The sequence below is a fragment of the Arenibacter sp. P308M17 genome (assembly GCF_003426735.1).
Taxonomy (GTDB): Bacteria; Bacteroidota; Bacteroidia; order Flavobacteriales; family Flavobacteriaceae; genus Arenibacter.
This window is the reverse complement of sequence record NZ_QVON01000003.1, coordinates 134,653-157,551: the sequence shown is the minus strand read 5'-3', so window position 1 is coordinate 157,551 and position 22,899 is coordinate 134,653. Positions and strand designations below refer to the sequence as shown.

16 protein-coding genes are annotated in these 22,899 nt (G+C 42.7%); 11 read left to right on the top strand and 5 right to left on the bottom strand.

Translation table 11 applies throughout. The annotated features are described in order from the left end of the window. Positions 1-153: 153 nt before the first annotated feature. Complete coding sequence (locus D0S24_RS08660) at positions 154-1,764, top strand: sulfatase (protein ID WP_117019488.1); 1,611 nt, start codon at positions 154-156, stop codon at positions 1,762-1,764. A gap of 133 nt (positions 1,765-1,897) precedes the next feature. On the opposite strand, the gene D0S24_RS08655 is transcribed toward D0S24_RS08660, so the two are convergent. The 3 genes from D0S24_RS08655 to D0S24_RS08645 form a co-directional block, all read right to left on the bottom strand. Beyond that, positions 1,898-4,234: a molybdopterin cofactor-binding domain-containing protein gene (locus D0S24_RS08655; RefSeq protein ID WP_117019487.1), complete on the bottom strand. Its 2,337-nt coding sequence runs from the start codon at positions 4,232-4,234 to the stop codon at positions 1,898-1,900. Positions 4,235-4,246: 12 nt separating this feature from the next. After that, positions 4,247-4,711, bottom strand: a complete 465-nt coding sequence (locus D0S24_RS08650) for a (2Fe-2S)-binding protein (RefSeq protein ID WP_117019486.1) — start codon at positions 4,709-4,711, stop codon at positions 4,247-4,249. Between the two features lie 187 nt (positions 4,712-4,898). After that, complete coding sequence (locus D0S24_RS08645) at positions 4,899-8,222, bottom strand: amidohydrolase family protein (protein WP_117019485.1); 3,324 nt, start codon at positions 8,220-8,222, stop codon at positions 4,899-4,901. A gap of 345 nt (positions 8,223-8,567) precedes the next feature. Here D0S24_RS08645 and D0S24_RS08640 point away from each other — a divergent pair, with 345 nt between their 5' ends. Then, complete coding sequence (locus tag D0S24_RS08640; protein WP_147321443.1) at positions 8,568-8,810, top strand: hypothetical protein; 243 nt, start codon at positions 8,568-8,570, stop codon at positions 8,808-8,810. Positions 8,811-8,971: 161 nt separating this feature from the next. Here D0S24_RS08640 and D0S24_RS08635 read toward each other — a convergent pair whose 3' ends face one another. After that, positions 8,972-9,883 (bottom strand): LysR family transcriptional regulator, encoded by a 912-nt coding sequence (locus D0S24_RS08635; RefSeq protein WP_117019483.1) that lies wholly within the window; start codon positions 9,881-9,883, stop codon positions 8,972-8,974. A gap of 292 nt (positions 9,884-10,175) precedes the next feature. Between D0S24_RS08635 and D0S24_RS08630 the strand changes: the two genes are divergently transcribed. The 5 genes from D0S24_RS08630 (at position 10,176) to D0S24_RS08610 (ending at position 13,799) form a co-directional block, all read left to right on the top strand. Further along, the gene (locus D0S24_RS08630) at positions 10,176-10,790 is read left to right on the top strand and encodes an NAD(P)H-dependent oxidoreductase (RefSeq protein WP_117019482.1); all 615 of its coding nucleotides are present in this window, start codon (positions 10,176-10,178) and stop codon (positions 10,788-10,790) included. Positions 10,791-11,311: 521 nt separating this feature from the next. Continuing rightward, positions 11,312-11,866 (top strand): TetR/AcrR family transcriptional regulator, encoded by a 555-nt coding sequence (locus tag D0S24_RS08625; RefSeq protein WP_117019481.1) that lies wholly within the window; start codon positions 11,312-11,314, stop codon positions 11,864-11,866. A 52-nt stretch (positions 11,867-11,918) separates the two neighbouring features. Continuing rightward, entirely contained in the window at positions 11,919-12,824 is a 906-nt protein-coding gene (locus tag D0S24_RS08620; protein ID WP_117019480.1) for an NAD(P)/FAD-dependent oxidoreductase, read from the top strand. 83 nt (positions 12,825-12,907) lie between these two features. Further along, positions 12,908-13,153 carry a hypothetical protein gene (locus tag D0S24_RS08615; protein ID WP_117019479.1) on the top strand — a complete coding sequence of 82 codons (246 nt, stop codon included), beginning with the start codon at positions 12,908-12,910 and terminating at the stop codon, positions 13,151-13,153. Between the two features lie 13 nt (positions 13,154-13,166). Next, positions 13,167-13,799: a bifunctional 2-polyprenyl-6-hydroxyphenol methylase/3-demethylubiquinol 3-O-methyltransferase UbiG gene (locus D0S24_RS08610; protein ID WP_117019478.1), complete on the top strand. Its 633-nt coding sequence runs from the start codon at positions 13,167-13,169 to the stop codon at positions 13,797-13,799. A 196-nt stretch (positions 13,800-13,995) separates the two neighbouring features. Here the strand turns inward: D0S24_RS08610 and D0S24_RS08605 are convergent, their stop codons facing one another. Next, the gene (locus D0S24_RS08605) at positions 13,996-14,553 is read right to left on the bottom strand and encodes an RNA polymerase sigma factor (protein WP_117019477.1); all 558 of its coding nucleotides are present in this window, start codon (positions 14,551-14,553) and stop codon (positions 13,996-13,998) included. 168 nt (positions 14,554-14,721) lie between these two features. Here D0S24_RS08605 and D0S24_RS08600 point away from each other — a divergent pair, with 168 nt between their 5' ends. From D0S24_RS08600 to D0S24_RS08585, 4 genes are all read left to right on the top strand, one after another. After that, on the top strand, positions 14,722-15,855 hold the full coding sequence (locus D0S24_RS08600) for a FecR family protein (protein WP_251795753.1): 1,134 nt from the start codon (positions 14,722-14,724) through the stop codon (positions 15,853-15,855). Between the two features lie 173 nt (positions 15,856-16,028). Continuing rightward, positions 16,029-19,496, top strand: a complete 3,468-nt coding sequence (locus D0S24_RS08595; protein ID WP_117019475.1) for a TonB-dependent receptor — start codon at positions 16,029-16,031, stop codon at positions 19,494-19,496. A gap of 11 nt (positions 19,497-19,507) precedes the next feature. Beyond that, positions 19,508-21,022 carry a RagB/SusD family nutrient uptake outer membrane protein gene (locus tag D0S24_RS08590; protein ID WP_117019474.1) on the top strand — a complete coding sequence of 505 codons (1,515 nt, stop codon included), beginning with the start codon at positions 19,508-19,510 and terminating at the stop codon, positions 21,020-21,022. A gap of 235 nt (positions 21,023-21,257) precedes the next feature. Continuing rightward, positions 21,258-22,655, top strand: a complete 1,398-nt coding sequence (locus tag D0S24_RS08585; RefSeq protein WP_117019473.1) for a sulfatase — start codon at positions 21,258-21,260, stop codon at positions 22,653-22,655. The last annotated feature ends 244 nt before the right edge of the window (positions 22,656-22,899 follow it).

Below are 22,899 nucleotides of genomic sequence, written 5' to 3'. Positions count from 1 at the left end.
TCTTTTTCGCCCACTTTTTGCCTTTTTTGTGTTCCGTAGCCCTGCTATGCAACACAAAAAGAGCTTCAATTGGACAAAAAATTGCTGATTTTCACTTCAATCAGAGAAGTTTAAATGAGTTCATTAGTAGTCTTATTTAAACTACCAGACCCTATGAAAGTATTCCCATTGTTTTCCCTTGTTGCCCTATGTCTTTTATTATTGTACGGTTGTGCCGAGAAGGAAGGGAAGAAGCCCCAGAAGCCCAATTTCCTTTTTATTATGTCCGATGATCATGCTTATCAGGCCATAAGCGCCTATAGCGACCATTTGATCCAGACCCCTAATATTGATCGTTTGGCCAAAGAGGGAATGCTGTTTAGAAATGCCAGTGTCACCAATTCCATCTGTGCTCCCTCAAGGGCTACCATACTTACAGGAAAACACACCCATATGAATGGGAAAATAGACAATCACAATCCGTTCGATACCACCCAGGTTACCTTTCCCCAGATTTTTCAGAAGGCGGGTTACCAAACGGCCATGTTCGGGAAATTGCATTTCGGGAACAATCCCAAGGGCGTGGATGATTTTATGATCCTGCCCGGGCAGGGACATTATATCAACCCGGATTTTATCACCCAAAAAGGAGATACTACCATTACCGGTTATGTTACGGATATCATTACGGATATGAGTTTGGAATGGTTGGATAAAAAACGGGACCCCAACAAGCCGTTTTTTTTAATGTATTTGCACAAAGCCCCGCACAGGCCTTGGTGGCCAAGGGCGGACAAGTTTAAGGAATATACGCAAAAAACCTTTCCCCTGCCGGAAACCCTATTCGATGATTATTCCAACAGGGGTACTGCGGCCAAAACTGCCGAAATGAATTTGTTGTACCATATGCAGTATAGCCATGACAGCAAGATTTTTCCTGAAACCTTGGAGGCTATGGGAGAGGTGTTGCCCGTAGTTGAAAATTCCCAGGCCGATGTTTACAATGAATTCAATCGCGGCAACGAGGACCAGCGAAGTGAGTACAGACCTATTTTGGATTCCATTAACCAGGATTTTATGGAAAAATGGCCTTCGCTGACGGATAGGGAAAAGATGATTTGGAAATACCAACGCTATATGCAGGATTATTTGGGCAGTATTAGCTCTGTGGATAATAATGTAGGAAGGGTGTTGGACTACTTGGATACCAGTGGTCTGGCCGAAAATACCATAGTGGTATATACCTCGGATCAAGGGTTCTATTTAGGGGAGCACGGTTGGTTCGACAAGCGCTTTATTTACGATGAGTCCTTTAAGACTCCGCTACTAATTCGTTGGCCCAATGAAATAAAACCGGGAACTACGGAGGAGGAAATGGTTCAGAACCTGGATTTTGCCCAGACCTTTTTGGAAGCGGCACAAATTGAGGCCCCAGAGGATATGCAGGGGGAAAGCCTTATGCCCTTGTTAAAAGGCCGATCGGACCAATGGAAGCGGGAGGCCGTTTATTACCATTATTATGAATACCCCAGTGTACATATGGTAAAACGTCATTATGGTATAGTGACCAAGGAGTACAAATTGGCCCATTTTTATTATGACGTGGACGAATGGGAATTATATGATCGCCATAAAGATCCCAAGGAATTGAACAATGTTTATAAAGATCCGGAATATGCAGGTGTCGTGAAAGAACTAAAGGAAAAACTCGCCCAGCTTAGGGTAAAATATAAAGATTCCAAAGAATTGGATGATAAATATATTGAACAGTCCAAGAATTATTAGGCTTTTCAACCCCTTCCGTCCTCTCCGCTGATGGCGGAGGCTCCACCTTCCCTTATCCAAGGGAAGGAGCATATTATTGGCACTTATTAATTCCATGACGGTAATTGGAAAAACAAAGAAATAGCTCCTTCCCCTAAACAGGGGAAGGTGGCTTCGACAGAGGAGAAGCCGGAAGGGGTGGCTCATTCTTTGCTTTGACGAAATGATTTGGTGTACTATAATTAGTATGGCTATGCAGCATCTTAGATGATGCCTTCAAAATCTTTTCTGGGGTTATGGGCAGATCGTAGACCTGTTTTCCGCATGCTCTGTAGATGGCATTCGCAATTGCTGCAGCTGTTGGTGGCACCGGGACCTCCCCCGCACCCTTGGCTTCTTCGTTTGGACGGTCAATAATGGCCACTTCCACATCGGGGACTTCCGGAAAACGTAAAATGGGATAGTTGGCCCAGTCAGTACTTGTTATTTTATTGGTATTGAAAGTCACTTGCTCCTTTAAGGTCCAACTGGCAGCCTGGATCATCCCGCCCTCAATTTGATTGGTGAGTCCGTCCAAATTGATTACTTCTCCTACATCTACCGCTGCCCACATTTTAATCAGCCGGATATTGCCTTGGTCCTTGTCCACCGCCACTTTGGCGGCCACCGCTATATAGGCGTCCGTATTCTTGTACCTCATAAAGGCATGCCCAATACCTTCACCATCCAATATATTTTGGGAACCGGTGAGGACTTTCACCTTTTGGATAACTTCTATGGCCCTATCATCCTCCAAATGGTTTAGTCGGAATTCCAAGGGGTCCTGACCTGCCTTTTCGGCAAGAGCGTCCATAAAGGATTCCAGGGCGAAGATATTAGTAAACGACCCTAGGCTGCGCAAAGAGGATGTGCGGAAGGGACCTTCATAGTAATGTGCATTCAAGGTCATGTTCGGAATACGGTAATACGGATCGCCGTTTCTATGTCCTCCTCCCAGATACCCTCTCGACTTCATCCTGTGGGGAGGGTCCAAATACCTGGCCGCCAATACCGTCCCGGCATCTTTGTTGGGGCGGGTACTGTGGGAGTCCGTCCATACCTCGGTTTTCCATGCGTTTATTTTATTGTTTTTATCCAGACTGGCTTCCAAGGTGGTAATCATGGCCGGACCATAGGGATCCCAGGAATGTTCATCATGTCTGGACCATTGTACACGGACGTGCTTTCCAGGATATTCCAATGCCAAAATAGCGGCGTCTGTGGCAGCATCATCAGCGGTACTATGACCAAAACAACCTGCACCCGGAACCCCAATGATATGTATTTTATTGGCGTCTATGGTCAACATTGTCGCCAAGGCTTCCCTTAGGGGATATATCCCTTGACTATGGGACCAGAGGTGTAATATTTCTCCATCAAACAAAGCAATTCCGCATGCCGGACCCAAAGAAGCGTGTTTAATATAGGGTTTGGAATAGGTTGCTTTAAGGGTTTCTGCGCTTTCAAATGCTGCCGCTACATCACCTTCATTTTTCACTGTTTCCGGGCCAGTGGCAATCATTTTGATATGTGCGTAGAGGTTTTCAGGTTTGGGAAAAGTTGAGGTGGCTGTCCATGCCGAGTGGTTCTTTAGATATTGTTCTGCCTTTATGGCTTGGTATTCCCTTTTGGTAACGACTCCTACAAAACTGCCTTTTATTACTGTTTTCATAACTCCTGAAACTTCTTTCCTTAAACCGCTTTCATCCAAGGAAATCAGTTGGGAGGAATATCCCGGAGGTCTTACTACTCTGGCATGGACCATACCAGGGAAACGTAGGTCTTGTATATAAACGGCTTTTCCGTTGACCATGTCCAATATATCCGTTCTAGGGATCGCTTTTCCTACATAGCGATGCTCCCTAAAGTCCTTAATGGGGAGCGGAAGAATTACTTCCCTTTCTATTTGTACCCCTTCAAGTAGCTCGGCAAAGGTCAAGGATTCCTTGCTTTGTTTAGATTTAACTTTGCCATTGTATAGGAGCAGGTCGGTAATAGGTGTATTTAGTTTTGTACTCGCCAATCCCAATAATTCTTGCCTGGCGGTAGCTGCGGCATAGCGTACGGACATGGCACTGTTTTGAATGGAAGCACTGGCACCGGTATAACCTTCGTTGGGGGTAACGCTGGTCTCTGCCAGATGTACCTGCACCATTTCCAAATCCATATCCAGTTCTTCTGCGGCCATCTGTTGGATGGCGGTTCGGATGCCCTGCCCCAGTTCTACTTTTCCGGATAGGACCCTTATACTTCCATCCTCCAATATTTGCAACCAGGCGTTTACGTTTTTGGCCCTTCCCATACTTCCCGGAAGTGGGCCTTCAAAGGCTATACGCTCGGCCATCATGGGATCTTCTACACCTGAACAGGCTCCTAAAAGTGAAAATCCCACGCTGATATAGCCCAAATCTTTAAGAAATTTTCTTCTGGTTCTCAGGGGTATGGCGGTCATGGCAGATTGTGATTAAAGGTTTTTAGCTGCGGTTTTAATGGCTTGGATAATACGGGTATGGGCCCCACAGCGGCATAGGTTGCCCTCAAGGGCATTTTTTATTTCACTTTCACTCGGATTTGGGTTGGTATTTAAGAGTCCCACCGCAGTCATCACCATACCATTTAGGCAATAGCCACATTGGGCAGCCTGTTCGTCCACAAATGCCTGTTGCACGGCGTGCAGCTTCCCGCTATGGGATGCGAGACCTTCCAGGGTGGTTATTTTTGCTTCCCCAATAGAGGATATGGGCAGTAGGCAGCTCGTGGAAGCCTTGCCATCGATCAAAACGGTACAGCTACCACATTGTGAAAGTCCACACCCAAATTTGGGACCATTAAGTTCCAAATAATCCCTTAAAACGTAAAGCATTGGGGTATCGGCCTCCGTCTCGATCTCTTTTTGGGAACCATTAATATGGAGGTGGTAGGTTGGCATGCTCTTACAAGTTTAGCTTCTAAGATAAGGAATTGCCTTTCCAAAACAAATGAATCGTCGATTATGGTAAAATAAGAAACCATGTACACTTGTTTCCATAGAACAAATTGATCTATTTGATCCTTCTCCCCTTTGCTGACGCTCCTTCGCTGGTGCAAGCGTCGCGCTTGTAATCATATACTATAGATCAATGCCCAACCTCACAGGAACATCCCGTATGTGTTTCCCCATGCCAATCAAAAGCAGGGGCATAGTCGCTCATCTCCCAATAGAAAGGGCTTCTAGGGTTGTTGTAGTTTCCTGCCTCGTTCATGGTCTCCGTATCATATAGGCGCCCGTTGATCATGGTATAGATTACAGAGTTGGAATTTTGAATGTCTTCCAAAGGGTTTTTGTCCAAGACGATCAGATCGGCCAATTTCCCTTCTTCCAAAGAGCCCAGTTGTTCTGCCATTCCAAGGTAAGAGGCCCCATTAATGGTGGCTGCTTTTAAGGCTTCCATATTGCCCATTCCCCCTTGGGCCAACATCCAAAGCTCCCAATGTGCACCAAGGCCCTGTAATTGCCCATGGGCACCTAAGTTTATTTTTACGCCCGCATCGGCCAATTTTTTGGTAGCATTGGCCACTAGGATATGACCGTTTTCATACTCTTTGATAGGTGCCATGGTCCGATGTCTGGAGCGCGCATCTATTATGCTTCTTGGGGTGTACTTTAAAAGCTTTTCATTTTCCCAAACATTGGTGGTCTGATACCAAAAGTATTCTCCGTTCAGGCCACCGTAATTAACGATTAGGGTAGGGGTGTAGGCCGTTTCGCTGGCCGCCCATAATTGGAGGACATCGTCATAAATAGGAGCTACCGGTATGTTGTGTTCAATTCCGGTGTGTCCGTCCAAAATCATGGACATATTGTGAAAGAAGGTAGAACCCCCTTCCGGCACCACTTCTATCTGTTTTTCTTGGGCCGCTTTAATGATCTGTTGTCTTTGGTCCCTTCTTGGCTGATTGTAGCTTTTTACGGAAAAGGCACCAAAGGCCTTGGTCCTTAGAATGGCCGATCTGGCATCTTCCAAATTGTTCACCGTAGCCTTGAAGTCGCCATCCGCTCCATATAAAATAACTCCGGTAGAGAATATTCTGGGGCCCACCATAGTGCCGGCCTTTACCATTTCAGATTGGGAGAATACCACTTCGGTATTGGCGGAAGGATCATGGGTGGTGGTTACCCCATAGGCCAAATTGGCATAATAGGGCCAGTGTTTTTGGGCGCTCAAGCCAAATCTAAAATGGCTAAGATGGGCATGTACGTCCACTAATCCCGGCATAATGGTCTTACCACTAACATCCAAAATTTTGGCATCGGCAGGGATGTTCACCGCATCGCTGGAACCAATGGCTGTAATTGTATTGTTGTTGATTATGAGGGTGCCGTTCTCTATAACTTCATCATTGTTCATGGTAATGATCCTGGCACCTTTAAGGGCGAGGCTGCCCTTTGGACTGTCCGTAGGCAGGCTAAGACCTATTTTAAGGCCTAAGGTATCCATGGCCGGAATGCTATCCGGAGCGCCTTCCAAAAAGGGGAACCGTTGATTGATGCCGGTTTTAAAATAGGCATCGCCCAGGGTCCAATTTAACGATTCGCTATTGGGAGACCAATGCAGGTTAATACCGGCATCCCTTGCCACTTGGGCTACTGGAACATTGGTGGCTTTGCCGTCCAATTCAATGGTATTGCCCGTTTTGGGAAGGGCTGCAATATATACCTTGTACAAATTGGTAAAGGCCAACCAATTATCGTCCGGACTAGGGATGATCCGTTGTGCGTATTTGGATGTTACAATTTCCCGTTCTTCCTTGCCCTGAAGGTTGACAGATTTTAGGGTCTTGGTAATATTCCCCAAAAGATACCCTCCCGTTTGGTAGTAGATTCTAGTGGCATCCTTGTTAAAGCTGGGAAATGCACCTTCTTTCACCATCAATTTTTTACTGGAGGTGATGCCGGATCTTCTGGATTCACTTACCTCCATAAGATAGATTCCGGGCTCTTTGGTATGCACATAACCCTGATGCTGATTGCCCTCCTCTTCCCTGTAAACAATAAGGTTGTTGTTTGTAGGGGAAAAGTTGGGTTCCCTGTAAATGGCCTTGTCGGTGGTCAGTTTAATTGGGCGGTTTTTGCTGGAAGTGAGGTCCAATCTATTTATGGCACCCATTTGCTCGTCGTTCCAACTTACATATACCAGGTATTTTCCGTCTTTGGAAAAGGCGGGCTCATATTCCAGATCCGTTCCCGTGGTCAGTCGGGAAGGGGTGCCATTGGGAAGTGCTTTTTTCCATAGGTAACCGGCGGCGTTGAATATTAACGTTTTTCCATCGGGGGAGGTTACCGCATTGCGTATGGCCTTTGCGGTAAAGGTATCCGCTGCGGCATCGTTTTTAAATTTTAGGGCATTTACGATCTTGTGTTCGGCTGTGGCCCTGAAGGGAATATCCGTAGCTTTTAGGGAATTCAGTTCAATTTTTTTAATTTTTCCTTGGGCCCAAATAATGATGGAACTATCATCAGGGGTAAAATTGAAACCCGTATAAGGGCCAAATATGGCCCATGCTTCCTGTTGGTCCTTGCTTAGTTGGTCGTATACAGGCCATTCCCTCCCAGTTTTAAGGTCGTGCAGGTATAGCACTGTTTTTTCTCTTACCCTTTTAATAAAAGCCATTACATCCCCTTTGTGGGATATGACCGGACGAATGGCCCCTCCCGGTCCGCCCGTTACCCTTTCTGTTTCCCCATCTTCAAGATTATAGCGGTTTATGACATAGATCTGGCTATTGGGGTCCTTGTTGTACTGAAAAGAACCTCCAGGATAAACGTCCTCGCTATAGTAGACATATTTGCCATCTGGTGAAGCCCAGGGCTCTCCAACATCCTGTTGGTCATTTTTTCTTTTGGTAAGTTGAATGCCCTTGCCACCGGATTTATGGTACATCCATATTTCGCCAGCACCCAGGGAACGGGAAGAGGTAAAATGTTTTCTGCAAAATATATAGTTTCCGTCCACGGACCAGACCGCATTGTTTACCAATCTAAAATCTTCCTTGGTAATCTGTTCGGCTTCGGAACCGTCGGTGTTCATCACCCAAATATTATCGCCACCAGCGGCATCGCTGGTAAAGCTGATGTGTTTTCCATCCGGACTATATCGGGGCTGCACCTCATAGGCATGTCCGCCCCGTATCAGGGTGGCGGTGCCCCCACTGATGGGCATGGTATAGATATCGCCCAGCATATCAAAAACGATCTGGCTCCCGTCCGGACTTACATCCAGGCTTATCCAAGACCCTTCATTGGTGGCAATGGAGACCTTTTTAAAGGGCAGGGCAGGGGTGTTGACATCCCATTTGTCTTTTTTGGCTTCTTCTTTTTCCTGTGAAAAGGAAGGCTGGCAAATACATAAAAGGAGGGCGAAAAGGATGCCGTTTTTTACAAGAGGTGTTGTTGGTTCCATAATGTTGTGTGCTTTGGCTTGAAATAAAAATTTAAAGATAGCACTTTGGATTAAATTGCCTTTTGGAAATGCAGTCCAACAGTTGAAGAAATGATTGCTTTGGATGGTTGCTTGAAGTAGGATTGTCCTGGCTTTGTGGGATTATATTTATGAACGTACTATCCTGAATGGCATTTAGATAGTTGTATAAAACATTACAACGAGTGTTTTGGAAATGTTTAAGGGAGTTCAAGTATTGGAGTGATAAATATTGGGACAGCGAAAGATATTTACTTTAAAAAAAGTAAGATTTTTTTATATCTTAACAAAATGTATAATAGTTTGTTAAACGAAAATCAGATAATTATGAAAAACAAAAAGTTCTTACTTGCCCTTCCTGCTCTATTCCTATTTGGTACGTTATTTGTCTCATCTTCCCACCAAGATAGGGAATTGGAAGCCTTAATAAACGATACCGATACACAAACGGCCCTTACTTTTCCTTGTGCCTTTTGCGATGCAGAGGTTGCTGCCTGCATTGCCGGGGGTTCGTTTACCCCTCAGGAGTGTAATGATATGATGGCTTCCTGTTACGCAGAGTGCCAGTAATTATAGATTAAGTCTTTGACCTTTTATGCTATGGCCCATCTTTTAGAGCATTTCTGTACTATTTAAGGGATGGGCCCTGGTTTTGGTATTTTGTTATTTTTTCCATATCTCTTTATTGGATTCTTTATCACCAATTACCCTTTTTTTAAAGACATAAAATCTTATTCGCCAACATCCTCCCATTTTTCCTTAAAGATTTTTTGCAATTGCTCCAGTTCCGGTTGGTACATCGTTTTTTTTCTGGTGCCAAAATAAAGTGTGTTTTCCAGAGGATTATTCCCTTCCCATACCGGCTTTATCTCTCCAGAGCTAATGGCATCCCTACAGAGAAAATCGGGTACTACCGAAAAACCGCTACCTTTGCTTAGACATCGGATAATGGAACTGATATTGGGCACAATGTAATTGGGACTAAAATCCGGGTGTTCCCCAAAATTTTTCAACCAGAAATTTTTCAAATGCTCCATGTCGGCAGCCGTACTGTACCAAAGTTGTTGTTTAAGAAAATTGCGAACCTTGTCCATATTCCTGTCACTCAACAATTGCTCCAATTCTTGAATATCATTTCCTTTGCCGGCCACCAAAATGACCCTCTCTTTTGAGAAGGCTTCATATTTTAGATTATTCTGATTGCCCTTCTGTGGCGTAACAATGAGATCCAACAAACCATTATCGAGATCTTGCTGCATTTGCGGATATTCTCCAAATTTGATGATGAGGTTAAAGGAAAGGTCGGGAATATGTTCTTCCAAAGTATATTGAAAGGTCTCAAAGCACATCCCTACACTAATGGTAGCCCTTTCAAGCGTTGATCGCTTATGAAAATGCTGTTCTGCTACTCCCAATTTTTTTAGGGGTTCAAGAATATAATTGTAAAGCATTTTCCCTTTTTCCGTCGGTACCATTTTTCTGGGCGAACGGTCAAATAATTTATAACCTACATAGGCTTCAAGGGTGTTCAGGTGAAGGCTTACTCCGGGTTGTGAGATGAATAATTCATGGGCGGCAGCGGACAAGGTTCCGTTTTCATAAATCGCCTTAAAGGTTCTTAACCATTCTAGATTCCATTGCATAATTATTATAATTATGATACAAATATACAATTTAAGTTATTTTGATAATAATAATAGATGATAGAAATTTGTACCTGACAATAAATAAGGATATGAAATGAGCATAAACAAAATTAATTTTTTGCATGCCGACCAAAACAATTAAATTTCCTGCCGGCAGGCAGGTTTATGCGAAACCGAAAGGTTCACGAACACAATAAAAATAATATGTCCGTGAGTAAAGCGTAGCGGTTGATTTATGCAGAAAATATTTATTACTCTCATTTTTAGATTAATAAAAATTTTTAAATAAATGAAAAAAATATTTTCGATTAACGGAGGGCAGCAGTTTGGACATTCGGGAGGCAAATTCAATAGTACCTTGTTGGAGTTGGACAAGGAATTCTTTGTTCCGGAAAACGGTTTTGAACTAAAAACAACCGATATCAATGAAGCCTATGATTTAAACGAAGAAGTTGGTAAGTATGTATGGGCGGATGTCATTATCTACCACTTTCCGGTTTGGTGGTTTGGAATGCCGTATGGTCTTAAGAAATATGTAGACCTTGTATTTACGGCAGGCCATAGAAAGGGGATGTACTATAGTGACGGACGAAAAAGCGATAATCCATCTATAAACTATGGTACCGGGGGTTTGCTGCATGACAGAAAGTATATGGGCACTACTACTTGGAATGCCCCGGATACCGCTTTTACCCTACCGGGGGAATTTTTTGACCAAACCAGCGTGGACGATGGGGTATTGTTCGGATTCCATAGAATGAACGCCTTTTTATCCCTGGAACGAATGGATGGTATCCATTTTCATGAATTGGAAAAGAACGTGACCCAGGACCGCATAGATACGTATAAAGAACGCTATAAAAAACATCTTGAGGGCCAATTTCTCCCAATACTACAATCTTAAAGCACTGGCTATAAACATATAATAGATCGGAATTGTATGGGTTATCCTTGTCAACCAAAAGTAATACGATTCCTAGTGTTATGTTATGTATGTTTGGTTTAAGAACCGCACAAAAATCGTATTCACAAAATTTCACGGAAAATCAGTTTTACCCAAACCCTAAAGGGATCCTGATTTTCCTTGATTTCTCCCCTGCCCAATTACTTCGTTCCCGTCCGTACCGGAACGGGCGGACAGGCGGGCTTTAGGGTCGGGGTGAGAAATTGAGGAAAACCTAGTGAAATTAAATTTTGTCAGGTGCTGTAATGTTTGGTCATTGAATTCAGGTCTCGACTCCGCTCGACCGGACTATTGATAGTCACTTCGACCGCCCGCCCGTACCGAACAGCCCGTTCGGGCGTGGAGTAGAGAGGTTATTTCATTTAATATAAACTGGTTTTGTTTGTTGAAATCGATGAAGAGAAAAGATAAAATAAAAAATGTCACACATTTGAGAAATATTTGTATCTTTGCCTCATCTTATGACAGATACAAAAAAACGAATCATAGAATCTGCGATCAGGATCTTCAATGAAGATTTGTCGGCCCCTTTGCAAAAGGTGGCGGATAATGCGAATGTGACCAGAAGGACCTTGCACCGTTACTTTAAGGATCGTAACGAACTGGTGGCCATCTGTAGGCAGGCCATAGAATCGAGTTGCAAGAAAGCAATGATAGCGGCCATTCAAAGTAGCAATGATGCCTATACCCAACTGGAACGCATGCTCTATGCAGGCATTGAATGTGGGGCAAAATATTCAGTTTTTTATAAACTGCACCAAGACAAAGATCACAAGCATACCCCTAACAATAAAAATTGTGCGGATTACGATTATATCTATAACCAATTTCAGCATATTATTATCGAATTACAGAAAGACAGAAAAGTAAATCCGGCAATGTCACCCGAATGGATACAGGTTTTGCATTCCGGAATAATTGAGAGTACGGTAAATGCAAGGGAAGTCACAACCAAAAGTATGGAGGAAATCAAGGACCTTGCATGGACCTCCTATATAAAAGCTATAGCACCTTAAAAAAATTTACAACAATATGTCACATTTTTGAGACAAATTAAATTTAAAAACAATGCGAACTAAAAATTTTGAAGTAATTATCATTGGCGGAAGTTATGCCGGCCTTTCTGCAGCAATGGCACTGGGACGTTCCCTGAGAAAAGTGTTGATCATAGATAGTGGCCTGCCCTGTAACAGGCAGACACCCCAATCCCATAATTTTATTACCCAAGATGGCGTCCCACCCCATCAAATAACGGCAATTGCCAAAGAACAGCTGTTGCAATACAAGACCGTAGATTTTGTTAACGATCTTGCATTGAGTGCGGAAAAAAATAAAAATGGCTTCTCAATTACCACGCAATCAGGTAATGTAGTTACAGCCCAAAAACTCATTATTGCTACCGGGATAAAAGATCTGATCCCAAAGATTAAAGGTTTTGAAGCATGTTGGGGAATTTCAATGATTCACTGTCCCTATTGTCACGGCTATGAATTTCGAAATAAGAAAACAGCTATTATGGCCAATGGTGAACGTGCTTTTCATTTGGCATCACTGGTGAACAACCTTACGGATGACATAAGCATTCTGACGACCGCTAAGGCGGATTTCACTTCTGAACAATTGGTAAAACTGAAATCACATCGGATAGCTGTCATTGAAACCGAAGTTGCGGGAATAGAACATCAGGATGGCCACCTCCAAAAGGTCCTATTTAGCAATGGGAAAAAACTAGCCTTTGATGCCATTTATGCCGGACTTCCCTTTTCTCAAAATTCCGACATACCGGTTTCCTTGGGCTGTGAATTGACAGAGCAGGGCTATATCAAAGTGAATGAGTTTCAACAGACAACCATAGCGGGCATTTATGCCTGTGGCGACAATTCCACAAGGATGCGTTCCGTGGCTGCTGCCGTTGCCAGTGGAAATCTTGCCGGGGCAATGGTCAACGCCGAATTGACCAAAGAACATTTTTAATCCCACATAAGGGATCCTGCCGTTCGGACGGGCCTGTCTGCCGACAAAGGCAGGCCTGCCCCGAGGGGGTAAAAATTAATATTATGATAGAAGTATTCACTACCAACATCCCAAATCAAGTGCTTGCAAAGCAAATGATAGAAGAGCTTAAAACGTATTTTTTGGATTTGCAGATCCATTTTGATTTAGAGGCACCAATAGTAAACTACCCTTGTGATCATAGTATTTTACGTGTTGAGGGAGCCACAATTAACGTACAGCATATTATTTCACTTATAAATAAAAACGGATATGAGTGCCACATTTTGGAAGACAAAACATGCCACTAAATAATAGAAAGTTATGAAGGAATTTTGGGAATCTAATTTTTTGGGTAAAAGAACAATATGGGGATGGCAACCTGCGGATACCACCTTGGCGGTGAAAGCCTTATTTCGGGAAAACAACATTAATAAAATTCTAATTCCCGGTTTTGGCTATGGCAGAAATGCAAAAACCTTTATCGAAGATGGATTTGATGTAACGGGGATAGAAATTTCAAAAACGGCCATTGAAATATCTAAAGAACATATAAAAGGCGAGTATAGACTATATCACGGATCTGTTGTTGATATGCCATTTGGCAAAGAAAGGTACCACGGTATTTTTTGCTATGCCCTAATTCATCTATTGAAAAAAAATGAGCGTGCAAAATTGATCCAGGACTGTTATGATCAACTTGAGGATAATGGTATTATGGTCTTTATTATGCTTTCAATAAATGATGCCCGTTATGGAAAAGGTGGGAAAATCAGTAGTAATACCTACCTCACCAAACACGGGGTAGCACTATTTTTTTATGACTTCAATTCTTTGGAAAAAGAATTTGGAGCATTTGGACTGAAGGTAGCCGAAGAAATAAATGAACCCTTAAATAGTAAAGGAAATAAGCCTGCTGAGAAATTTTGGAAAGTTATTTGCAAGAAAAATGGATAAAGATCCTTTGGATAAAAATTTTCATCCAAGGTAACTATGTAATGTTAAGTTGGCATGTCAAAATTTCTAGCATCTAGTATCTCAATTCTAATATCTAACATTAAAGCTTCTTCTTGACTATTATTACAATAACGTACAAGGCCATTCAAGTTAGTAGCTTCTGGGATATGCTCCCAGAACTATACAAAGTAGAACATCACTTTAATAGTATAAACAGAAGGGCGGGGTCTTCCTTAAAGGCCTCCCTTATTTTGGTAAATGCGATCCGCATTTGTGATTCCACTGTTTTTACGGAAATTCCCATTTGTTCGGCAATGTCCTTGTATTTTACCCCTTGAATTTTATTCAACATTATAATTTCCTTGCATTTCGGGGGCAGGGAATCGATTACCTGCTTCATTTTCTGGATGCGCTCTTCCAGGACATCCGAGTCTTCCTGAATTCTGTCCACCAAAGCACGTTCCCAGATTTGACCCAAAAGTTTTTCCTGTTTTTTCGCCTTTTTAACGGTATCTATATATCTGTTGTAGGCAATGGCATAGAGGTACGCTTTTGGGGATTTGGTTTCGTCCAATTTGGCCCTATCTTCCCAAAACCGGATAAAGGCATGTTGTACAATATCCTCGGATTGTACATTATCATGGGTATAGGTAGAGATATACGCTACAAGTCGGTCATAAAACCTGTTGAATAGATCCCTGAAAGCACTCCGGTTTCCCTTTTTCATGGCAATTACTGCCTCAATTTCACTCATTATAACTGGGTGTTGAATGGGTTGATTTTTATACAATTAGTGCGAATATCAAATTTTTTTTTAATTCCTTTTAAGGGTTTTGTAATTTTTTACAGTATTGATTATGTAATGTGTAACAAAGGTGGTTTTGAAAGAATCACTGCACCAGTGTAAATGTGGCAAAATATAATGAAAAAAAATATAACAAAACTGGTTCTTGGTACGATAACCGAAAATGAAATTCTAGAGCTAAGAAGCTGGTTGAAGGATCCCAAAAACCAAGCCATACTTGAGTCCTATGTTCGGGATTATCACGATCTTAACCTGGCCACTTTAAAGAGTAATCTTGACCAAGCCTATAACAAGGTAAGCCAACAGATAGGTGGTCATGAAAAGCCCGTTAAAAAGCTGTTCCCCAATTGGTCAAGGTATGCGGCGGCGATGGTATTATTATTGGCCTTGGGGTACCTCTATCAACAAAGTTTACTTACAAATAAGGACCGGAACGTACTGGTTCCCAAGGATGAAATTATCACCCTGCAATTGGACAATGGTACCATACAAACCATTGATGTTAATGGAACCATAGAAGTCAAGGACTCCAAAGGGAATGTTATAGGAACCCAAAATCAGAATCAGATCAGCTACTCCAAGGCAGCTGAAAAGACAGCATTGGTTTTTAATACTTTAAAAATACCCAAGGGAAAAAAATTTCAGATCCAACTGTCGGACGGGACTATGGTACATCTAAATGCGGGGAGTTCATTAAGATATCCCGTAGATTTTTTAAGTGAAGGTCCACGAAAGGTATTTCTTTCCGGGGAGGCGTATTTTGATGTAGCTAAGAATGCATCCAACCCTTTTATAGTGAATGTGGATGATTTGGAAGTAAGGGTGCTGGGTACCCAATTTAATGTCTCGGCCTATATTGAGGATGAGTATATAGATGTGGTGTTGGTTGAAGGCAGTGTGAACCTGAACAAAAAGGATCGGATAGAAGGGGATGTGGTAGAACTGTCCCCAGGGCAAAAGGGATCTTACAAGCAAAATTCGGACAGTATCACGGTCAATGAGGTAAATGCCAGTTTATACACCTCTTGGATGCAAGGGCATTTGGTATTCAGGGACCTGACATTTAACAGCATCTTGACCAAATTGGAGCGCCATTATAATATTGAAATTGAAAACACCAATACGGAACTGGGCCAGGAGATTTTTAATGCAAGTTTTGACAATGTTGAGGTGGAAAAGGTGCTCAGTTATTTCAATGACACCCATAAAATTGAATATCTAATTGAAAACAATAAGGTCTTGATCAGATAGGCCAAGCAAAGAAGTTGAACCAAAAAACCAAATATATGACGTAAACCAAAATTATTGAACATGCCATCACCAAGGTTTTGATAAAAACAAAAAACCGGAAAATGCGCTAACATTTCCCGGTTATAAAGAGTGATTGCGCAATTATATGCTAACCACAATTAACATTCAAAAATATGAAAAAACAAATTAACCAATGGGGGTTGGGTATACCTTTGTTGAAATTCGACCTAAAAATGAAACTGACCACGTTATTGCTGTTCATGACCCTTTTAGGGTTGAAGGCCAATGACAGTTATGCGCAGAGAACTAAGGTTACCTTGGATATCGAGAACGCAACGGTCCGAGACATAATAGATGATATTGAATCTGCAACCGATTTTCGATTTATCTACAAGACCAAGGATGTAGACTTGCAGCGCAAATTGTCGCTAAGGGCCAACCAAGAGAACATAAACAAGGTGCTTGCCACTTTATTTGGAAGCACCAATACCACGTATAAAGTTCGGGATACGCAGATTATTTTAACGCGTAATCAAAAGCCAGTAGTACCCATAGAGGTTCCCGATCAATCCTATGTTGATAAAGTTCCGGATCAAATTCAGGTATCGGGGCAGGTTACCGATGAAAATGGTACCCCATTGACCGGTGCAAACATTCTTGAAAAGGGAACCACCAATGGAACCCAGGCTGATTTTGACGGCAACTTTTCAATAGACCTCAATAATGATAATGCCGTATTGGTAGTTTCCTATATAGGTTTTGCTACCAAGGAGGTTCCGGTTAACGGTCAGACCAATCTAAGTGTTGTTTTGGAAGAGAGTTCGGCCGGACTTGATGAGGTTGTGGTTGTAGGTTTTGGAACGCAGAAGAAGTTGAACCTTACAGGTGCAGTTTCGAGTGTACAGAGTGAGGATTTGGAGAATAGGCCAATTACAAGTGCTAGTCAAGCACTTCAAGGAGTTCAGGGGGTCTATATAAATCAAGTTGGTGGACAGCCGGGGAACGATGCTGCAACCATTAGGGTAAGAGGTGTTGGAACCTTGAACGACAATAACCCTTTGATTCTTGTTAACGGAATAGAATTTTCCATTAATGATCTAAATCCAAACGATATTGAGAGTATAACCGTTCTAAAGGATGCTGCTTCTGCAGCCATCTATGGATCTCGGGCCGCCAATGGGGTAGTTTTGGTAACAACAAAGAAGGGTTCACAGAAATCGGAAATATCCTATAGTACCTCGGTTGGTATACAGGAGGTTATTTCATTGCCAAGGGTGGTGAAAGACCCAATTAGGTGGATGGAACTGTATTCCCTGGCCCAATTAAATTTTGGAACTAGCCAAAATGCATTGGTTTTTCCCCAAAGCCTAATAGATGAATACCGGGCCGGAATGCAAACCGATCCCTTTACCTACCCCAACAACGATTGGTATGATATAATGTTCGACCCTTCGTTTATCCAAGAACATAACCTGAGGTTTACGGGAGGTAGTGATAAAACTTCTTTTGCCCTATCCTTGGGTCTGTTGGATCAAAATGGGGTGTTAAGGAGTACGGATTCCAAAAGGTATACGGCCAACCTGAACATTAATTCGGTAATGAACGAAAGAATTACCATTGGGGGCACCTTCAATGTATCTTACAAGGATAGGAACGAGCCTGTTGGCCGGATTTCTCCAGGAGGGGCCCCGCAAGGGATCCCGGAAGTAATGCAAATGATCTTTAAGGCCCAATCCTATCATCCTGCCAAATTGGAGGATGGGAATTACGGAATGAATTTCTTCGATATTCCCGGACACCGACGCTTCCGGAACCCACTGGCCCTTACCGATGAGGGGGGCACCGATATCAGGAACATAAAATTGTTTCTTAACGCCTTTGCGGAAATTAGTCTGCCATTGGATATAAAGTACAAGATCAATATGGGTTTCACAAGTGATGCCCAACGGCTAAAAATATTTACTCCCCAAATAACCCTTTATGATGCAAAGACCAAAGAGCCTACCCAAATTCAAGCCGGGGGGAATCCTTTTGTAACCTTCGAAGGACAGGAAAGAGGGGTAGATCAGGGAGACGACGAATCACAAAACTGGACCATTTTTAATACCTTAAACTGGAACAGGTCCTTCAATGACAATACCGATTTATCCATATTGTTGGGAAACAGTTTTGAGAAATTCAATCGAAGCTTTTTCAACGCAAGTAATGAGGGGTATCTAAGTAATGATTTGTTCGAGTTGAATGCAGGAAGTACCAATCCAATTGTATCCGGTACTACTACCGAATCTAGCCTGATCTCTTACTTTGGCCGAGCCAATTATGTGTGGTCCAACAAATATTTGTTGGAGGCCAATTTTCGCTATGACGGTTCTTCACGCTTTGCTGAGGGAAATAAATGGGGATTCTTTCCATCCGTTTCGGCCGGATGGCGGTTGAACGAGGAAAATTTCCTTAAAGATATAGAATGGTTGGGCCAATTAAAACTTAGGACTTCTTGGGGGCAATTGGGCAATGAACGTATTGGATTGTTCCGATACCTGGATTTAATATCCCCAGGTCAGGATTACATTTTTGGCGGTACCATTAACCCGGGCACTGCCGTTCTTGTGGACAATGATGATGAAATTTCCTGGGAGACCACTACCATTACCAATTTTGGTCTGGACGCCACCTTTTTTAATGGTAAATTATCATCCAGCCTGGAGTACTTCGAAAAAACAACCGAGGATGTATTAAGACCTGTCGGAATTCCATCGCAGGTAGGCGCTTTGGGGGGGCCGATCAGAAATATCGGTACTATTGAAAACAAAGGGGTTGAATTATCCTTGGGATACAGAAATGTTGTAGGTGATTTTAGCTACGATGTTTCCGGAAATCTTACCTACATCACCAACAAGGTGGTGAATCTCAATGGCGAGATTATTCTGGACGATTTTTCTTCGGATGGTAGGGGACCGTTCAATATTACACAGGAAGGAAGGCCTATAAACCAGTTTTACCTCTATGAGTCGGATGGCTTGTTCCAATCACAGGAGGAAATTGATGCCCATGCGTTTCAGGGTGCCGATACCCAACCGGGATATATACGTTTTAAGGATTTGGACAATAACGGGGTTATAGACCTGAACGATAGAAAGGCTACAGGGAATACCATACCCAAATATACCTATTCGTTCAACATTAAGCTGGCGTACAAAAACTTTTCCCTAAATACTTTTTGGCAAGGGGTTGAGGATGTACAAACCTATAATAAGCATGTGTCAGGGGTTCCCTTTTGGTTCGGAACTTCCTTGCCGGTGGGCTGGGCCAATGATTCCTGGACCCCGGATAACAGGGATGCCAGTTTTCCAATAATAACAAGGTATCAGGATACCCAGAACACACTTTTTAGGGATAGTGATTATTGGCTGCTCGATGCCTCTTATCTTAGGTTGAAAAATATCCAATTATCGTACGATTTTAATCCGGAAATATTGAGAAAAATAGGAATGACCAAGTTGTCTATTTTTTGCAACGCGCAGAACTTGCTTACGTTTACTTCGTTGAAAGATTTTGATCCGGAAACAGAGTTGCTAGGGAATGATTTTTTCAACTATCCATCAACGAAGATTTATACCATGGGTCTTAACCTGTCATTCTAAAAAAAAATACGATGAAAAAAATCACATATATATCCGCAATAATTTGTGGGCTAATAATTTCTGCCAGTTGTTCCAGTGATCAATTAAACTTGGAACCTGCCGACCAGAGCAATGTAGAAACTTTCTGGACCTCCGAGGTAAATGCCAAGTCGGCACTTACAGGTTGCTACGAATCGTTGTTGGCCCCTTATAGGGGAGAAGGGTCTTGGTTGTTGAAATTGGAGGATATAACTCCAAACTCATTTGAGATTGACGATGGTAGTGGGGCTTCCTCCATAGCCAGGGGAGACAACAATCCTACATTGCCGCTTATCAATTCCCGTTATACTATCTGCTATGAGGGAATTGGGCGTACAAACACCCTTTTGGCTAATATCGATTTGGTACCAATGGACGAAAATATAAAAAGGCGATATAAGGCCGAGGCACGTTTTTTAAGGGCTTTCTATTATCATAATCTGGTAGAGTATTATGGAGGGGTACCTTTAATTTTGGATCCTCCCAATAATAACGACCAAGGTCAATTGCCCCGAAATACCAAGGCGGAAATACTTGAAGTAATCTATTCGGATTTGGACGTGGCCGTGGCCGATTTGCCAACTTCATATACCAGTTCGGATAGGGGCAGGATAACCAAGGGTGCAGCTTTGGCTTTTAAGGCCAGGACCGCATTGTACAATGAAGATTGGGATGAGGCACTTTCTTCCGCACAGGCAGTTATAGATTTGGAAGTGTACGACCTATTTCCTGATTATCGCGGACTTTTTCTTTTGGAAAATGAAGGTAATAACGAAGTAATATTCGATGTTCAATTTCAATTTCCGGAGGCGACCAACAATTATCACGAATTGTTCCAACAGGGAAATGTTTTCAAAGATCTGTTCGAAGCTTATTTAATGACCGATGGAGAGCCAATCTCCACTTCGGACCTTTATGATCCGGAAAATCCCAGTGCGAATAGAGACCCAAGATTATCCCACACCTTAATTACCATTGGATCTATGTTCAATGGTCAGTTGGTAACAGGGGATGAACTATTTGCAGATCTAACGGGATATGCCTTTAAGAAATATACCTATTATGTTGATGATGTGGCAAGGACGCCCCCCCAACCAAACCAATCGGAAATAAACCCAATTGTGATTCGATACGCAGAAGTTTTATTGACTATTGCAGAAGCGGAGAATGAGCTGAACGGTCCTACGGACAGGGCGTATGATGCGATCAACTTGGTTAGGAACCGTGTCTCCGTAGACATGCCGGATGTTGTTCCAGGTTTAAGCAAGGAAGAGTTTAGGGATATCGTCCGTTTGGAAAGAAGGGTCGAATTTGCAGGTGAAGGCCTCTATTATAAAGACATTATTAGATGGCGAACTGCAGAAACCGTTATGAACGCGGATGGTGTGGACAAAGATGGCAATGTGATAGAGAAACGTAGTTTTAATCCGTCAAGGGACTACCTATGGCCTTTACCGGATAGGGATGTTTTACTAAACACTAATTTGGAACAGAATCCGGGTTATTGATTCTTATTTAAATTGGGGACAATGGGAATAATTTCTCTTTTTGGTTCTAAAAGGGGGAATGGAAATAATGTTTGGATAGAATAGGTTTATCCGCAATTCTTTATTATAATTAAATCAATTTCCAAAGTAACAAAAAGGACATCCAAGAGAACCTCATTCACACACGGGGATGATTTTTAAGGGTGTAGTTCCCGATAGTAATGGGGATGAGTAAAATTTAAAACAATATAAATAGATGAAAGTATTCAAGAAACCATTGGGCTTTGCCGTAACAGTACTTCTTTTAATCTTTTCCCAGGGAGTTTTCTCCCAGACCGGGGTAAAAGGCCAGCCCAACGTTATTGTAATTATGACCGATGACCAGGGATCCATAGACCTCAACAGTTACGGGGCTACCGACCTGTATACCCCCAATATGGACAGGTTGGCGAAGGAGGGGGTGAGGTTCACCCAATTCTATGCAGGAGCACCGGTGTGTTCCCCCTCACGTGCCGCCCTAATGACGGGCAAGACCAATTTGAGGGCAGGTCTTGAAGGCAATGTGCCCATACCGGAACGTGCGGAAATGAGCGGGGAACATGGATTGCCTACCGAGCAGATTACCATGGCCGAAATGCTAAAGCCCAATGGCTACTATACCGCCCTCATCGGTAAATGGCACCTTGGCCACAGGGAACAGAACCTGCCCAACGGACAGGGATTCGATTATTTCTTCGGGCATCAGCGGGGCTGTATCGATAATTATTCCCATACCTTTTATTGGGACGGTCCCAACAAGCACGACCTGTACAGAAACTCGGAAGAGGTCTATTACAACGGTCAGCATTTTTCCGATCTGATGGTGGAAGAAATAAAGCAGGTCATTAACCATAGACAGGACAAGCCGTTTTTTATTTACTGGGCCTTTAATGCGCCCCATTATCCATATCAGGGAACTACAAAGTGGTTGGACCATTACAAGGACCTCCCCACGCCCAGAAAGGAATATGCCGCCTTTGTGTCCAACACCGACGAGAAAATAGGGAATGTGCTGGACTATCTGGACGAGATGGGGATAGCGGACAATACCATAGTCGTTTTTCAATCCGATCATGGACATTCCCTGGAGGAAAGGGCCTTTTGGGGAGGGGGTAATGCCGGACCTTATAGGGGAAGTAAATTTAGTCTGTTCGAAGGAGGCATTCGTGTACCCGCCATTATACGTTATCCGGGGGTAATTCCCGCTAATGAAGTTCGCGATCAATTGAGTATGGAAATGGATTGGTTTGCCACCATTGCGGAACTGACCAATTCCAAGGTGTCCGATAATATCGACGGCAAAAGCCTTATGCCCATCATTATGGACAACGAAAAAGAAACCGAACACGGGGTGGTGCACTGGCAGTTTGGGAACTATGATGACAAAACGGCCCAATGGGCAGTACGCAAGGGTCCGTGGAAACTTATAGGCAATGTAAACGAACCATCGGGAAGTAGGGAGAAAATAGATTTGGACAAACTGTACCTTGTCAATTTGGATGAGGACATCGGCGAGAAGAACAATTTGACCAAATCCAATCCAAAGAAGATGGACGAACTGTTACAGTTACATAGTTCCTGGATAAAATCGGTACGGTCGGAAATGAAGCAGTAGTCAATTCGGTTATTCGGATTTGGCCAAAAACAGTTTGAGTTAGGTTAGTTGTAAAAAGGGACAATGGGAAACTGTTGTCTCTTTTTTTTACCGGCAATAAGAATTTGGATCTTAAATTAATGAATGGATTATGGAGTTGAAATGGAATGGCATATAGGTATTATAGAAATTCGTCTTATAGGCATCAACATTTCAACCTGAGACGAAAAATGACTATTTTAGTTTTCTTATTTAATACATGACA

Bases quoted from the DNA above. Each gene is read 5' to 3' on its own strand.
- D0S24_RS08660 (WP_117019488.1), top strand. From the start codon at position 154: ATGAAAGTATTCCCATTGTTTTCCCTTGTTGCCCTATGTCTTTTATTA.
- D0S24_RS08655 (WP_117019487.1), bottom strand. From the start codon at position 4,234: ATGACCGCCATACCCCTGAGAACCAGAAGAAAATTTCTTAAAGATTTG.
- D0S24_RS08650 (WP_117019486.1), bottom strand. From the start codon at position 4,711: ATGCCAACCTACCACCTCCATATTAATGGTTCCCAAAAAGAGATCGAG.
- D0S24_RS08645 (WP_117019485.1), bottom strand. From the start codon at position 8,222: ATGGAACCAACAACACCTCTTGTAAAAAACGGCATCCTTTTCGCCCTC.
- D0S24_RS08640 (WP_147321443.1), top strand. From the start codon at position 8,568: ATGAAAAACAAAAAGTTCTTACTTGCCCTTCCTGCTCTATTCCTATTT.
- D0S24_RS08635 (WP_117019483.1), bottom strand. From the start codon at position 9,883: ATGCAATGGAATCTAGAATGGTTAAGAACCTTTAAGGCGATTTATGAA.
- D0S24_RS08630 (WP_117019482.1), top strand. From the start codon at position 10,176: ATGAAAAAAATATTTTCGATTAACGGAGGGCAGCAGTTTGGACATTCG.
- D0S24_RS08625 (WP_117019481.1), top strand. From the start codon at position 11,312: ATGACAGATACAAAAAAACGAATCATAGAATCTGCGATCAGGATCTTC.
- D0S24_RS08620 (WP_117019480.1), top strand. From the start codon at position 11,919: ATGCGAACTAAAAATTTTGAAGTAATTATCATTGGCGGAAGTTATGCC.
- D0S24_RS08615 (WP_117019479.1), top strand. From the start codon at position 12,908: ATGATAGAAGTATTCACTACCAACATCCCAAATCAAGTGCTTGCAAAG.
- D0S24_RS08610 (WP_117019478.1), top strand. From the start codon at position 13,167: ATGAAGGAATTTTGGGAATCTAATTTTTTGGGTAAAAGAACAATATGG.
- D0S24_RS08605 (WP_117019477.1), bottom strand. From the start codon at position 14,553: ATGAGTGAAATTGAGGCAGTAATTGCCATGAAAAAGGGAAACCGGAGT.
- D0S24_RS08600 (WP_251795753.1), top strand. From the start codon at position 14,722: ATGAAAAAAAATATAACAAAACTGGTTCTTGGTACGATAACCGAAAAT.
- D0S24_RS08595 (WP_117019475.1), top strand. From the start codon at position 16,029: ATGAAAAAACAAATTAACCAATGGGGGTTGGGTATACCTTTGTTGAAA.
- D0S24_RS08590 (WP_117019474.1), top strand. From the start codon at position 19,508: ATGAAAAAAATCACATATATATCCGCAATAATTTGTGGGCTAATAATT.
- D0S24_RS08585 (WP_117019473.1), top strand. From the start codon at position 21,258: ATGAAAGTATTCAAGAAACCATTGGGCTTTGCCGTAACAGTACTTCTT.